The 15,486-nt window shown below is 46.8% G+C and carries 12 protein-coding genes; 10 read left to right on the plus strand and 2 right to left on the minus strand.

Going from position 1 to position 15,486, the window contains the following annotated elements; translation table 11 throughout:
• The first annotated feature begins 118 nt into the window (after positions 1-118).
• Complete coding sequence (recQ, locus tag L5M28_RS17300) at positions 119-1,942, plus strand: DNA helicase RecQ (RefSeq protein ID WP_263204070.1); 1,824 nt, start codon at positions 119-121, stop codon at positions 1,940-1,942.
• Here recQ and L5M28_RS17305 read toward each other — a convergent pair.
• On the minus strand, positions 1,924-3,705 hold the full coding sequence (locus tag L5M28_RS17305; RefSeq protein WP_263197882.1) for a diguanylate cyclase domain-containing protein: 1,782 nt from the start codon (positions 3,703-3,705) through the stop codon (positions 1,924-1,926). The two genes, recQ and L5M28_RS17305, sit on opposite strands and share 19 nt — an antisense overlap.
• A 509-nt stretch (positions 3,706-4,214) precedes the next feature.
• Here L5M28_RS17305 and leuA point away from each other — a divergent pair.
• From leuA to glpK, 6 genes are all read left to right on the plus strand, one after another.
• Positions 4,215-5,783 carry a 2-isopropylmalate synthase gene (gene leuA / locus L5M28_RS17310; RefSeq protein WP_263182022.1) on the plus strand — a complete coding sequence of 523 codons (1,569 nt, stop codon included), beginning with the start codon at positions 4,215-4,217 and terminating at the stop codon, positions 5,781-5,783.
• A 70-nt stretch (positions 5,784-5,853) separates the two neighbouring features.
• Complete coding sequence (leuB, locus tag L5M28_RS17315) at positions 5,854-6,948, plus strand: 3-isopropylmalate dehydrogenase (protein WP_263204071.1); 1,095 nt, start codon at positions 5,854-5,856, stop codon at positions 6,946-6,948.
• Between the two features lie 23 nt (positions 6,949-6,971).
• Positions 6,972-8,372, plus strand: coding sequence for a 3-isopropylmalate dehydratase large subunit (gene leuC / locus L5M28_RS17320; protein WP_263204075.1), 1,401 nt, complete (start codon positions 6,972-6,974; stop codon positions 8,370-8,372).
• A 27-nt stretch (positions 8,373-8,399) separates the two neighbouring features.
• Positions 8,400-9,005 carry a 3-isopropylmalate dehydratase small subunit gene (leuD, locus tag L5M28_RS17325; protein WP_263204072.1) on the plus strand — a complete coding sequence of 202 codons (606 nt, stop codon included), beginning with the start codon at positions 8,400-8,402 and terminating at the stop codon, positions 9,003-9,005.
• A gap of 526 nt (positions 9,006-9,531) precedes the next feature.
• On the plus strand, positions 9,532-10,881 hold the full coding sequence (locus tag L5M28_RS17330; RefSeq protein WP_219234674.1) for an outer membrane protein transport protein: 1,350 nt from the start codon (positions 9,532-9,534) through the stop codon (positions 10,879-10,881).
• Between the two features lie 193 nt (positions 10,882-11,074).
• Entirely contained in the window at positions 11,075-12,559 is a 1,485-nt protein-coding gene (gene glpK / locus L5M28_RS17335) for a glycerol kinase GlpK (RefSeq protein ID WP_263197885.1), read from the plus strand.
• 171 nt (positions 12,560-12,730) lie between these two features.
• Here glpK and L5M28_RS17340 read toward each other — a convergent pair whose 3' ends face one another.
• Complete coding sequence (locus L5M28_RS17340; protein WP_263197888.1) at positions 12,731-13,066, minus strand: hypothetical protein; 336 nt, start codon at positions 13,064-13,066, stop codon at positions 12,731-12,733.
• A 663-nt stretch (positions 13,067-13,729) separates the two neighbouring features.
• Between L5M28_RS17340 and mraZ the strand changes: the two genes are divergently transcribed.
• The 3 genes from mraZ to ftsL are packed head-to-tail and all read left to right on the plus strand — an operon-like array spanning position 13,730 to position 15,486.
• Positions 13,730-14,188, plus strand: a complete 459-nt coding sequence (mraZ, locus tag L5M28_RS17345; RefSeq protein WP_105251188.1) for a division/cell wall cluster transcriptional repressor MraZ — start codon at positions 13,730-13,732, stop codon at positions 14,186-14,188.
• A gap of 31 nt (positions 14,189-14,219) precedes the next feature.
• Positions 14,220-15,161 carry a 16S rRNA (cytosine(1402)-N(4))-methyltransferase RsmH gene (gene rsmH / locus L5M28_RS17350; protein ID WP_263197890.1) on the plus strand — a complete coding sequence of 314 codons (942 nt, stop codon included), beginning with the start codon at positions 14,220-14,222 and terminating at the stop codon, positions 15,159-15,161.
• A 10-nt stretch (positions 15,162-15,171) separates the two neighbouring features.
• Positions 15,172-15,486, plus strand: coding sequence for a cell division protein FtsL (gene ftsL, locus L5M28_RS17355; RefSeq protein ID WP_105251190.1), 315 nt, complete (start codon positions 15,172-15,174; stop codon positions 15,484-15,486).

A 15,486-nucleotide genomic window follows, 5' to 3' on the forward strand; every position in this document is an offset into this window, starting at 1 on the left:
AGGGAGGGCGATCTTAGTCGATGACATTTATCCAGAATGGGTTTACGACAAGATGGCGCAAGACAGGAGCGGTTCAGTCCTTTAGAATAGGCCCCCTCACTTTTGACATAGAAGATCCATGGAAAAGCTCGTACTCGACACGCATGATGATCCGCTCTCGCAACGCCTCGCGCAGGTGTTTGGTTACCGTGACTTTAGGGACGGTCAGCGGGAGGTGATAGAACGTGTCTGCGGCGGGCAAGATTGCTTAGTGATCATGCCGACTGGCGGCGGTAAGAGTCTGTGCTATCAGTTACCCGCCTTGATGATGAATGGCATCACTATTGTCGTCTCCCCATTGATTTCTTTGATGAAAGATCAAGTCGATAGCTTATTGCAAACCGGTGTTGCTGCGGCTTATCTGAATTCTTCTTTGCCGCGCGAGCAGAGTGCCGAAGTATTAAGGCAGCTACGCCACGGTGAGTTAAAGTTACTTTATGTGTCACCTGAGCGTTTATTAACCGCTGATTTTATTGAGCGTATGCAGTCTCTCCAGCTGGCGATGTTTGCCATCGATGAGGCGCATTGTATCAGTCAGTGGGGCCATGATTTTCGCCCTGAATATGCGGCGCTCGGCCAGTTAAAGCAACTCTTTCCCTATGTGCCCATGATGGCGCTGACCGCAACAGCAGATCAGGCGACTCGGCAGAGTATTTGTGAGCGGCTCGGTATTGACCCGTTCCGTTTACTTTCAAGTTTCGATCGGCCCAATATTCGCTATACAGTCGCTGAAAAGCTTAATGCAGCTAATCAGTTACGACATTTTTTAACGCAGCAGAATGGCACTAACGGCATTATTTATTGTAGCAGCCGTCGCCGTGTCGATGAAGTGGCTGACCGTTTATGCCTGCAAGGTTTTAATGCCAAGGCCTATCATGCGGGAATGACGCAGGAAGACCGTGGTGCAGTACAGGATAGTTTCCTTAAAGACCAAATCGATATTGTGGTTGCCACTGTGGCTTTCGGTATGGGTATTAATAAGTCGAATGTGCGTTTTGTGGTGCATTACGATATCCCAAAAAGTATCGAAGCCTATTATCAGGAAACGGGCCGAGCAGGACGTGATGGGCTCGATGCAGAAGCTTTTATGTTGTTCGATCCCGCCGATATTGGTCGGGTGCGACATTTGATTGAACAGTCCGAGCCAGGGCCGCAGCAACAGGTCGAATTCCACAAACTTAATACTATGGCTGCCTTTGCTGAGGCGCAGACCTGTCGCCGCCAAGTGTTGCTGCATTACTTTGATGAGAGTGCATTAGAGCCCTGTGGTAACTGCGACATTTGCCTCGACCCGCCTAAGCGTTATAACGGCACCGAAGATGCACAGAAGGTGTTGTCATGTATTTTCCGTTTAGGCCAGCGTTTTGGTATCAATCATTTAATTGAAGTGTTGCGCGGTTCGAAAGGCGCACCGATAGTCGAACGAGGGCATGACAAACTCACGACTTGGGGGATTGGTAAAGACAAGAGCCATGAATATTGGTTGAGTGTGATCCGCCAACTCATTCATTTGGGACTGGCGAGTCAAGATGTGACTCGCGGTTCATCTATTACCCTAAACCCATCAGCACGGCCTGTGCTCAAAGGTGACGTAGCGTTAATGCTCGCCGAACCGCGTATTCAGTTAACGACCACAAAACGTAAGGCGAGTCAGTCTAAAGCACCGTTGAATTATGACCGTAAGTTGTTCGCACGGTTGAAGTTATTGCGTAGAACCATTGCCGAGCAGCAGGATGTGCCGCCGTATTTAGTCTTTAACGACGCTACCCTCGCAGAAATGGCAGCCATGATGCCAACGAGCGCGGGGGAAATGCTCGCAGTCAACGGAGTGGGCGAGCGTAAACTGAGCCGTTTCGGTGACGCTTTTCTCGATGAAATCGCGGCTTATTTAGCGGGAGAATAATAGTTTGGATTATTTTCATTGATTTTAACCTTGCCCAATTGATTGATACTGGCTCTCTTAATTAAAGACTCTAAGGTATCAAACTGTTGCATCGCCGCTATACCAATATTGACCTTACTTGAACCCTGCCAAGGCTGAATGCAAGCAACTAACTGACTAACGACTCTTTTAGCACCAGTTGCCGAGGTATGCGGCAGGATAATGACAATTTCATCCATCGAATATCGGATTAACTTATCTTGCTCCCGTAGTCTGTGTTGTAGCTCATCCTGTAAGATAGGTAGGTCAACTTGACGGATCTGACTCGCATTAAACAATAATAAAGACAGTGGGTAATTACCTTGTTTGGCACTGTTTAATGCTGATGTGACTTGTTGGAGCAGCGTTTCCGCAGGTTCATTACCTTCAATATGTGGGGCACGATTATTCTGTTTATCAATCAAATACCAAATCGCTCCGCCCAATAATGCCATCGCGATTAAGAACAGTGTGCTATAGGCCCAATCGACATTTAGCTCTTGTAAGATTGAATCTTTTTCTGGTGCAGTGCTATTTGGCTCCTGCTGCAGATCTTGTTGATTTAGACGTGCCTTAAACTGCAATATCCGAGCATTATTCATCGCTTGATTGGTGAGCTCGGCCGCTCGATAACGTTTGAGTAAGAAAGAATAGGCCTGTTTAAAATCCCCTTTTTCTAAGTAGTGATCGCTCATGATCCCGTAAAATCCTTTGAGATCAGAATACTGTTTTAGATTTTCAGCTTGCTCAATTGCGTGATTCATGAGGATTAAAGCGGCATCTTCTTGATGCTGAGCAAAACGAATTTGGGCGAGTAGGCGAGTTGAACGCATTGTCGCTAATTGTTGATTTTGTTTTTTAAACGTATTAATCGCGATAGAAAGATATTCTTCGGCATTATCGATGCGGCCTTTATCGAGCGCGATTGAGGCCAAAATGGCATAACTGTAGGCGAGTTCAAGTGGCGAACCGAGCTCAGGTAAAAGCGCTTTAGCTTGTTGTTCGAGTTTATCACTGTAATCAAACTCTTGATTATCAAGCGCTATCCGAGCTGCATTGCGTAAAATAAAGTGTAAAACCTTCCCTTTTGCATCGGCACTTTGTATACCTAAGTTGGTGTAATACATGGCTTGGGGGAAATCATGGGTGGCATAAAGTAAATTTCCCATCGCGGCATACACATAGGCCTGTGGTGGCCAAATCCAATTTTGGTTTTGAGTATGAATATCCGGATAAATATCAATCGCGAGGCGTAAATCTTCGATAGCAGAGGAGAAGTTATCAGTGTCAGTATCGAGTTGGCCACGTAAGCGTAAGGCATCGACTAAGGCTTGTGGTTGCTGGTAACGTCGCGCTAGGTTAATGGCTGAATCAAGCAAAGGTAGGGCATTTTGAATATTGTTATAGCTAAGGTTGGCGTCGGCTTGGCAAATCAAAAAGTAAGGTCGTACTTGATCTAGCTTAAGTTGTTTAGCGTTTGCTTCGCCTAATTGAGCAACGTTGATAGCGGCTTCATTTTCCCCTATTTGTAGTAGGTTTTGGCATTTCAATACACTTAATCTGAGTCGATTGATATCTGAGCTTGCACTGGTCGCAAATTGTTTTTCTAACGCTGTTATTTGAGTGAGTGCTTTACTGGGATATTGGTAGACGAATTCAGTGAGTTCATCTAATTGGTCTATAGCACTGGCCCCAAAGGGAAACAGCCATAACAACAGGCTCAGTACCAAGACGCGAAAATCCATTTTGTGCTCCATATAAAATGCGTAAGTTCTAATATCCCTAATCACTAAGGCGGGATTATAACTTTTCTTAATCGTTTTTTGCATAAAAAACTATTTTTTTCTAAGGGGAATAAGTTAACACATCCCAGTGATTTCTGAATCCAAACAGCCGGTTAATTCTGTGGAATCGATCACTAATTTGGGGATGAAACTCACCGTTATTAGCCTTAAGACAGGTTGAATGAGTGGAACATGAAAAAATTAGGGTTGACACTATCGGCTAGGCAAGTTAAATATTAACCGTCCTCAATAATTTAAACAGAATAAATATACAGATTAAATGAATATTATTAGCCGCAAACTCGACCTCCTCCTTCTCTCTCTCGCGGTTTATACGCGGAGGTCTTAGTGTTGCACGCTCGATAAAGAGGCAAAGCATTCACAAACCCCGCACCGATGTTGCGGGGTTTTTTGTATCTGAATACGGCAAAAATTAACTAACGAACGGTGACGTTCCATGGAGAAGCGAGATGTCTAACAGAGTCATAATATTTGATACTACCTTGCGTGATGGTGAGCAGGCGTTAGCCGCAAGTTTGTCGGTCAAAGAAAAACTACAGATCGCTATGGCGCTGGAACGTCTCGGTGTGGATGTGATGGAAGTGGGTTTTCCGGTTTCTTCGCCCGGTGATTTTGAGTCAGTGCAGACCATAGCGCGTACCATCAAAAATAGCCGCGTTTGTGCCTTATCCCGCGCATTGGAAAAGGACATAGATGCCGCGGCGCAGGCCTTGTCAGTTGCAGATCAATTCCGTATCCATACCTTTATCTCGACCTCAACGATTCACGTTGAGAGCAAGTTGAAGCGTTCTTTCGATCAAGTGTTAGAGATGGCCGTAGGCGCGGTGAAGTATGCCCGCCGTTTTACCGACGATGTGGAATTTTCCTGTGAGGATGCAGGGCGTACGCCCATCGATAATCTATGTCGTATGGTAGAAGCCGCCATTCGTGCGGGCGCACGCACCATTAATATTCCCGATACGGTCGGTTACACAGTGCCAAGCGAGTTTGGCACTATTATCCAAACCCTGTTTAACCGCGTGCCGAATATTGACCAAGCGGTGATCTCAGTGCATTGCCACGATGACTTAGGTTTATCTGTGGCTAACTCGATTACCGCAGTGCAGCACGGTGCGCGTCAAATTGAATGTACGATCAATGGCATAGGTGAGCGTGCGGGTAACTGTTCACTGGAAGAGATCGCGATGATTTTAGCGACGCGTAAGGGGATGTTGGGATTAGAAACGGGCATTAATGCCAAAGAAATTCACCGTACTTCTAATTTAGTCAGCCAGTTATGCAATATGCCAGTGCAGGCGAACAAGGCTATTGTCGGTGCCAATGCCTTTACCCATTCGTCGGGCATCCATCAGGATGGCATGTTAAAAGCACAAAATACCTATGAAATCATGACGCCAGAAAGCATAGGTTTGAATCGCAACAACTTGAATATGACCTCGCGCTCGGGTCGCCATGTGATCAAGCACCGCATGGAGGAAATGGGCTATAGCGAGCACGATTACAATATGGATACTCTGTATGAAGAGTTTCTAAAATTGGCAGATAAAAAAGGCCAAGTATTTGATTATGATTTAGAAGCCTTAGCCTTTATGGAAGCGCAGGCCGAAGAAGACAATCACTATCAATTGCAGCAATTAGTGGTGCAGTCTGACTCAACTGAAGGCGTTGCTACGGCGACTGTGCGTATCGAAGTGGGCGGCGAAATTAAAACCGAAGCCGCAACGGGTAATGGTCCTGTTGATGCTGCCTATAACGCGATTGCCCGCGCAACCGATCGTCGAATCGATATCATCAGCTATAAGCTAGGCGCTAAGGGCGTAGGTCAAAATGCCTTAGGCCAAGTGGACATTACCGCGGTTTACCACGAGCAAAACTTCCATGGTGTAGGTTTAGCGACCGATGTGGTTGAAGCCTCTGCACGCGCTTTAGTGCATGTGATGAACTTAACGTGCCGCGCAGACAAGGTCGCCGATTACAAACAAAGCATGCAAAAAAATCGAGAGCTAGGCGGCGTCTAGTCGCTAAAAGCATCCAAAGAATAGCAAGGTCGAGCATAAAGCATTCACATTTAAAGGAGTTGGCTGGCGTATGAGTTATCAAATAGCAGTATTAGCAGGGGATGGGATCGGTCCTGAAGTGATGGTAGAGGCGCGTAAAGTGCTGCGTGAGGTTGAAGCGCGTTTCGATTTGAATATCGAATACACTGAATTCGATGTTGGCGGTATTGCCATCGATAACCACGGTTGCCCGCTACCCGATGCCACGCTAAAAGGTTGTGAAGCGGCTGATGCGATCCTATTTGGCTCGGTAGGTGGTCCTAAGTGGGAAAAGTTATCGCCAAATGAGCAACCTGAGCGCGGCGCGCTATTGCCTCTGCGTGGTCACTTCGAACTGTTTTGTAATCTGCGCCCAGCTAAATTGCACGACGGCCTAGAGCATATGTCACCGCTGCGCAGCGATATTTCCGCCCGTGGCTTTGATGTTTTATGTGTACGCGAGTTAACCGGCGGCATTTATTTTGGTAAGCCAAAGGGTCGCCAAGGTGAAGGCGAGAATGAAGAAGCCTTCGATACTATGCGTTATAGCCGCCGTGAAATTAGCCGTATCGCCCGTATCGCCTTTGAAGCCGCCCGTGGTCGCCGTAAAAAAGTGACCTCAGTGGATAAAGCCAACGTGCTCGCCTGTTCAGTGTTATGGCGCCAAGTGGTCGAAGAAGTGGCGGTGGACTTCCCCGATGTCGAGCTTGAACACATTTATATCGATAATGCGACCATGCAGTTGCTACGTCGTCCCGATGAGTTCGATGTGATGCTATGTTCTAACCTGTTCGGCGACATTTTATCCGACGAAATCGCGATGTTAACGGGTTCTATGGGCTTGTTGTCATCGGCGAGCATGAACAGCACTGGCTTTGGTTTATTTGAACCAGCGGGTGGCAGTGCGCCGGATATCGCGGGCAAAGGCATTGCAAACCCTATCGCCCAAATTCTGTCGGCGGCATTAATGTTGCGCCACAGCCTAAAGCAAGAAGAAGCCGCCTGTGCGATTGAGCGTGCCGTAAGCAAAGCATTAAATTCTGGCTACTTAACCGGTGAGCTATTGAGCAGTGACAAGCGTAGCCAAGCTAAATCAACCGCCGAGATGGGTGACTTTATCGCCAATACTATAAAGGAAGGTGTGTAATGATGACTGTGCCAAAAAACTCGGTGGCAAAAACGCTGTATCAAAAAGTATGGGATGCCCACGTTGTAGCGACTCCTGAAGGTGAAGCGCCGATCATTTATGTCGACAGACATTTAGTCCATGAAGTGACTTCTCCCCAAGCATTTAGTGGCTTAAAAGTGGCGGGCCGCAAACTGCGTGCACCGGAAAAAACCTTTGCCACTATGGATCATAATACTTCGACCCGCAGCGCCAGCTTGGATGCCCTAAGCCCGATGGCACGCACTCAGGTTGAAACCCTAGCGCAAAACTGTAAAGACTTTGGCGTGCGTTTATACGACATTCATCATCCTAATCAAGGGATTGTGCATGTAATGGGCCCAGAGTTAGGTATTACCTTACCCGGCACTGTGATTGTCTGTGGTGATTCCCATACCGCGACCCATGGCGCCTTTGGGGCGCTGGCGTTTGGCATTGGCACATCTGAAGTTGAGCACGTTTTAGCGACGCAAACCCTGCGTCAGCTAAAAGCTAAGACCATGAAGATTGAAGTGCGTGGTCATGTCACCGATGGCGTGACCGCCAAAGATATCGTCCTCGCTATTATTGGCAAAATCGGCATGGATGGTGGCACGGGTTACGTGGTGGAGTTCTGCGGTGAGGCGATTGAAGCCCTGTCGATGGAAGGCCGCATGACAGTGTGCAACATGGCGATTGAGATGGGCGCTAAGGCGGGCATGGTCGCGCCGGATCAAACCACTTTCGATTATTTAGCAGGCCGCGAGTTTGCACCCAAGGGCGAAGATTGGGCAGAGGCTGTCGCTTACTGGAAAGCCATTAAAACCGATGACGGCGCCGTGTTTGATGCTATCGTTGAGTTAGATGCCGCCGATATTGCGCCACAATTGACTTGGGGCACTAACCCTGGCCAAGTCGTAGCGATCGATGGAAAAGTGCCAAATCCTATTGATGAAGCCAATCTAAGTACCCGTGCCAGTATGGAGAAGGCTTTAGAATACATTGGCCTGAGTGCGGGTACGCCTATGACTGACATCAGTATCAACAAGGTATTTATCGGTTCTTGTACTAATTCTCGGATTGAAGATTTACGCAGCGCCGCCGTGCATGCTAAAGGCCGTAAAGTCGCGAGTGGCGTCACCGCGATTGTAGTACCTGGTTCTGGTCAAGTGAAAGCCCAAGCCGAAGCCGAAGGTTTAGATAAAATCTTTATCGAAGCCGGGTTTGAGTGGCGTTTACCGGGTTGTTCTATGTGTTTAGCGATGAACGATGACAGATTAGAAGCGGGCGATCGCTGTGCGTCGACCAGTAATCGTAACTTCGAAGGTCGCCAAGGCCGTGGCAGTCGTACCCATTTGGTGAGTCCGGCAATGGCCGCCGCTGCTGCGGTGGCTGGGCATTTTGTCGATATTCGTAAACCTTACTAATTACCGTAAACCCAAGAGGAGAAGTTAATGCAACCTTTTACGACCCATACCGGGCTTGCGGTCATGATCGACAGCACCAATATCGATACGGATCAGATCATTCCGAAACAGTTTTTGTCTAAGGTGACGCGCGATGGTTTTGGCGTGCACTTATTCCACGACTGGCGTTATTTAGATGATGCGGGCGATGTGCCCAATCCTGAGTTTTCATTGAATCAAAGCCGCTATAAAGGCGCGTCGATTTTATTGGCACAGGAAAACTTTGGTTGTGGTTCAAGCCGCGAACATGCGCCTTGGGCGCTAGCGGACTTTGGTCTGCGTGCGATTATTGCGCCGAGTTTTGCCGACATTTTTTACGGTAACTCAATCAATAACGGCCTATTGCCTGTGGCGTTAACCCACGCGCAGGTGCGTCAGTTGATGGATGAAGTGGCGGCAGAAGAAGGCGCACAAATAGCTGTTGATCTCACCGCTTGCAAAGTGATTTCACCGTCGGGCGCCGAGTTTAGTTTTACGCTGGCAGAATCGGCAAGGCATAAGCTGCTAAACGGTTTAGATGCAATTGGGCTGACCTTGTCCCATGCTGCGCAAATCAGTCAGTACGAAACTCAAATCCAAGGCTGGTGTCGTTAGTTTTTCAGCGCACATTTGTACTGGTGTTGAGTCCATATTTAAGCGTCTAGGTTAACACCTAGGCGCTTTTGTTTTAAATCATTATCAACTCATGGTTTAACTAGTTGTATTTTAAGTGATAAATTTTTACTGCTGTTTGTGCGTCATAGAATTTATGTATCGATAGTGATTTATGCTGAATTTGTCGAGTTTAAATGATTTACAGGTGTTCCAAAGTTTTAATTTTTTATCTTGTTGTTTAATATTGGTATTTTTTGAGTTCTTCATTTAAATTTCACGACTGTCGTGAATGATTTTTGAGTGTTTAAAGGTGGTTTTTTGTTTTAATGGTGATATATGTCACTAAATCTGTTTTAAAGTCTCATTTCTTTAGAGTTTCTGTCTGTTTTATCTCCTTTGGTTGCAAACATCTTCTGCATAAGTAAACTGCTGCGCATTCAATATGGAGTGTTTGCTCTATTTTGCCTGAACGCCGCAGTACTCATCTAAGTAGTACAGATAACAATAATATGATTAGAGAATAACAATGCAAAAACGTCTTCTGACTTTGGCTGTCACTGCAGCCTTGTTAAGTTCAACGACTCAACTCCATGCCGCGGGTTTTCAACTTGCGGAATACTCTGCTACAGGTTTAGGTCGCGCCTTTGCGGGTGAAGCCGCTATGGCGGATAACGCTTCGGCTCAAGGTCGAAATCCTGCAATGCTCACTTATTTAGAAGGACGTCAGTTGTCCGCGGGTGGTATTTACGTTATGCCAAACGTCGATGTGACTGGTGATGTGAGCCTTAGCTCACCGTTAATTGGTCCAAATCCTGTTGTTATGAAAGGTGGCGATGCACTGGATGTGGCCGATGACGCACTTGTGCCAAATTTTTATTATTCAAATCAGCTAAATGATCAATGGACTTGGGGGCTAGCGGTAAACTCTAATTATGGTCTAGCCACTGAATTACCCGCGACCCACGCAGCGGCTATTTTTGGTAACAAGACTTCGGTTACGACCGTTGAATTTAATCCAAACATCGCTTATCGCATCAATGATGCTGTCAGCGTAGGTGCTGGTGTACGTATCGTTTATGGTGAAGGCGAAATTGGTGCCTCATTACCAGGTTGGGTTGATGGTATCAAACCTGCTCTGCCGGCTCCTGTGCAGGCAGTGTTACCTCCAGGTGGCACTGAGCTGAAAAGCATGAAGGGTGATGATGTGGGTTATGGCTGGCAGTTAGGTGCCAGTTGGCAGATTAATCCGGCTCACCGTTTGGGTTTTGCTTATCACAGCGGCGTGCAACTGGACTTAGATGGCCATGCGTCTGGTGTTCTGTACACTGGCGGCCAAGATGTGTCCATTGAAGGTTATTTACCGCTTGAATTGCCCGCTTTTGCAGAGATAGCTTCCCATCACCAATTGACCGATAACTGGGCCATGCATGCGAGTGTGAACTGGACAGATTGGAGCGTATTCGATCAACTAGTGGCTTATTTCCCTGGTGAAGTTAAACCTAAGGGCGGTTTAGAGTCTGATTTAGTTAAAGAAGAGCACTTCGAAGATAACTGGCGCTTCGCGCTAGGGACGACTTATCAAGTGAATAACGACTGGTTAGTGCGTGCCGGTGTTGCTTTAGATAAAACGGCGGCAAATGACGAGTGGCGCACAACCACAATTCCAGACTCTGACCGTCTGTGGTTCTCTGTCGGCGCAGGTTATCAGGCAACTAAGAACCTGAACGTTGATTTTGCTGTGACTTATATTAAAGCGACTGGCGATGCGCCAATCAACGAACAGCAAAACCTATTGAACCTAGCGACTGTTAACTTTAACGGCGAAGCAAGCGGCGATGTATGGCTTGCGGGTATCCAAATGAGCTACAAGATGTAAGTTCAGTATGTTAAAAAAAGCCCTGAATCTTCAGGGCTTTTTTATGGCTATAGCATGGTGGCGTTATCTTGTTTTACGGCTTACTTGCTGGTCACGGCGGTAAATTCCGAATATATTCACTGCATAAGTCGGTGGATCATGTTAATTCTCGCCAGCATAAAAAGGCGGCGGAGAGTTCAGATAGGATAGTAGCGTGCAGAAAAAATACGTGGTGGCCTTAGATCAAGGCACGACCAGCTCAAGGGCGATAGTGTTCGATCACGACGCAAACATTGTCAGCGTGTCCCAGCGGGAATTTACCCAGTTGTACCCTAATCCGGGTTGGGTCGAGCATGATCCCATGGAGATTTGGGCAAGCCAAAGTTCAGTGTTAATTGAAGTATTGGCGCGTGCGGGTATTCACAGCGATGAAGTGGCCGCCATTGGCATTACCAATCAGCGGGAAACCACTGTTATATGGGAGAAGGCCACAGGTAAACCTATTTATAACGCGATTGTGTGGCAGTGCCGTCGCAGCGCTGAGATTTGTGAGCAACTCAAAGCTCAAGGGTTAGAAGAATATGTGCGTGAGAATACCGGTTTATTACTCGACCCTTATTTTTCAGGCACTAAGATCAAATGGATTCTAGATCATGTGCCCAATGCCCGTGAGCAAGCCGAGCGTGGTGAGTTGTTGTTCGGCACTATCGATACTTGGCTCGTGTGGAAGTTAACCGAGGGCAAGGTGCATGTCACCGATCCCACCAATGCTGCCCGTACTTTGCTATTCAATATCCATAGCCTGACTTGGGATAATAAGTTACTCGAAGCCTTAGATATTCCCTTGTCTATGTTGCCTGACGTTAAACCTTCCTGCAGCGTGTATGGTACGACACGGATAGCGGGGGAAGGCAGTGAAATCCAAGTCGCAGGAATGGCGGGCGATCAACAGGCTGCGCTTTTTGGTCAGTTATGTGTCGAGCCCGGCATGGCGAAGAATACCTACGGCACTGGTTGTTTTTTGTTGATGAATACAGGGACCAAAGCGGTGCGCTCAAACCATGGCTTATTGACTACAGTTGCCGTGGGGCCTAAGGGTGAAGTGAACTATGCCCTCGAAGGTTCAGTCTTTATGGGCGGCGCGACCATTCAATGGCTGCGAGATGAACTGGGGCTTATTCGTGATGCCAGTGATACTGAGTACTTTGCCTCTAAGGTCGCCGATACTAATGGCGTGTATCTGGTGCCCGCTTTTGTGGGACTCGGTGCGCCCTATTGGGATCCCAATGCCCGTGGTGCGCTATTTGGTCTGACACGCGGGGCGAATCGTAATCATATTATTCGGGCGGCGTTAGAATCCATCGCTTACCAGAGTAAAGATTTACTCGATGCCATGATCAAAGACAGTGGCGTCAGCCTTAAGCGTTTAAAGGTGGATGGCGGCGCGGTCGCTAATGATTTTTTGATGCAATTTCAAGCCGACATTACCGATGTCGAAGTGTTAAGGCCAAGCGTTTGTGAGACAACCGCTTTGGGTGCGGCATTTTTAGCTGGGTTGGCAGTGGGCTTTTGGGAGAGTGTGATAGAGCTTGAGCACAAAGCCTGTATCGATAAGCATTTTATCCCTAATATCGATGCCCAGACTCGAGTACAGCTATACGCAGGTTGGCAGGACGCGGTGGCCAGAACTCGAACTTAAACAATACGCCTTGAGGCGGCATTGGTTTGAGATAAAACTTAATTTGAGGTATCGCATGATTCGAAATCTGGCCTGATTTCAGGCATGCTCGATAGTGCTGCTAAAAAGAGGCTAATAAAAAGGCGCTAATCCAATGGGATTGCGCCTTTTCCGTTTTATATCAGTACGGATTTATACTTCTACATCAATGATATGTTGGCTCGGTAGCTTCTTGATTTCTGCGGAATCATCGGTCACTTCAAGTACGACACCTTCTTTTAGTTTTAGCGTTTCGGTTTCATCCGATGCACGGCGTTTCTTATTTTTATTGTTATCTGATTCTTTGCGTCTTTCCCTGACTTTAGTATTGTGGCTTTCTAACGCTGGAGGTAACTGCGACTGCGGTGTTTCATGGCTATCGGGGGCATTTGCGCTTGCACTGCTGACTTGGTCAACAACCCGTTTAGGGTGAAACACGGCTTTTACTGGCTGTGCCAGCATGGCATAAATGCTATCCAATCCACTCATAACGCCTCCTTGTTATTACACCTCTTAATATGATATCGGCTGAAGTCGGTCAATATTTAGACTATACGCCGTTTAACTTGTTAAGGCGAATAGGGCGAGTCATTAGGTAGTTAGTGCGGGTATAAGGTGAATGTGTAGGGATAAAGTGGTTATTTTGGTGGATTTTACGTGGGATTTTTGATCTTTCTCGCAATCGCGACATTAATATTCAGCCATTAGTAAAAAGATGAACGTCTTTATTTGGAATAAAAATTTAGATTTTTATGCTGATTTCAACTCTTTTTTGACTGTCGAATAAGGATGGACGTAAGTTTGTTTTGTTGCGTTTTTGAGTTTGACGTTATTTCTCGACCCGTAAAATCCCACAAATACAGAAATAATTCCCCATTTTTTTCATCGCAAGCACCTGAAAGCAAAAGGTTGCTGAATATATCGGCGCTATTTATTCCTGTTGTTTCCTCTGTTTAGTCAATCTCTAATGGTTTTTCTTGTCAAAAGTTTGTCGCGAGGTTAAGTGCTCAACATGCGGCTAACCCGCTTGCCGACTGGATTTATAAAAGGATCCCATCCCTTGACAATGCTTGTCGACTGTCCCTAAACTTAGCAGTTGTGGGAAATAGTGGATATTTGTGGATCAAAAATCAAAGGATAGGATGAATTAGCGTGTTTCGTGGAGCCAGTGCTATCAACTTAGATACAAAGGGACGGATCGCTATTCCAGTGCGATACCGCGAACCTTTGCAGCTTGAGCACCAAGGCCGCATCGTGATTACCGTCGATATCCAATCCGCCTGTTTACTCTTGTATCCCATTCACGAATGGGAATTGATCGAAGCTAAGTTGTTGAAGCTTTCAGATACCGATAAAACCCAGAGATCCTTAAAACGCCTGTTACTCGGCTACGCCCACGAAGTGGAGCTCGACAGTAATGGGCGCATATTACTGCCGCCACCGTTAAGGCAATATGCCAATTTAGATAAGCGCATCATGCTGGTGGGGCAATTGAATAAATTTGAGCTGTGGGATGAGCAATCTTGGCTGCAGCAAATTGATGAATGTCAGGAAACGATTCGAAGTGAGGATCTCGTTAATAATGAGCGTCTCGCGGATTTTTCACTTTAACGAGTCGTGATAACTAAATAAGAAGAGAGTAATGAGTCAAGAATTTGCCCATTTATCCGTACTGCTAGCAGAAACGGTTGGCGGTTTAAACATCAAAGACGATGGCATCTATATCGATGGCACGTTCGGCCGCGGTGGTCATTCAAGACAAGTATTACTACAACTCGGTGAACATGGTCGATTGATCGCCATCGATCGTGATCCTCAAGCGATTGAAGCGGCCAAACAATTTGCTGACGATCCACGCTTTCAAATCGTGCATGGTGGCTTTGGTCAATTAGCCGATTATGTCGAAGAGCTTGGGCTTGTGGGCAAAATTGATGGCGTATTACTCGATTTAGGTGTGTCTTCACCCCAGCTCGACGATGCTGAGCGCGGTTTTAGTTTTTTGCGCGATGGTCCACTCGATATGCGTATGGATAACAGCCAAGGCCAAACGGCTGCGCAATGGTTGGCTCGTGCCGAAATTGAAGATATGGCTTGGGTATTTAAAACCTACGGTGAAGAGAAAAATGCTCGCCATATTGCCCGTTGTATTGCTGCCGATCGTGAGAAAACGCCGTTTTTACGTACCAAAGATTTAGCCGATTTAATTGCGCGTATCACTAAAAATAAAGAACGCAATAAGCACCCTGCGACTCGGGTGTTTCAAGCAATCCGCATTTATATCAATAGTGAATTAGATCAAATTGATCAGGCACTTGAAGGAGCCGTCAATGTGCTCGCACCCCAAGGACGCTTGTCGGTCATCAGTTTTCATTCTTTAGAAGATCGTATCGTGAAGCGTTTTATTCGTCGTCATAGCCAAGGCGAAAGTGTGCCGCACGGTTTTCCGGTTACTGAAGATCAAATTAACAAGTCGCGTAAGTTACGTGCCGTGGGCAAGGCGATTATGCCATCCGACGAAGAAATCGAACGCAATGCCAGAGCTCGCAGCTCAGTGTTACGCATTGCCGAGCGTTTAGATTACTAAGGGGCGCACTGTGAGTAAGCCCTCGATTAATCTGCCACGGATCGTTTTACATGATTTATGGCTGCACAAATGGATCTTGTTATTAGCCTTGCTTGTGCTGAGTAATGCGGTTGCCGTGGTTTATGGCAGCCATGTTAGCCGTCAACTGACAACCCAGTGGGACCAGTTACTGCAGGAGCGAGATAGATTAGATATTGAGTGGCGCAATTTATTATTAGAAGAGCAATCGCAGACTGAGCACAGTCGTATTACGCGTATTGCCTCTAAGGAACTCAACATGAGTCGTCCGTTACCCAGCGAAGAAGTTGTGGTAAAGGTGCCGTGA

Source organism: Shewanella sp. SW32 (assembly GCF_025653365.1).
Classification (GTDB): Bacteria; Pseudomonadota; Gammaproteobacteria; order Enterobacterales; family Shewanellaceae; genus Shewanella; species Shewanella oncorhynchi.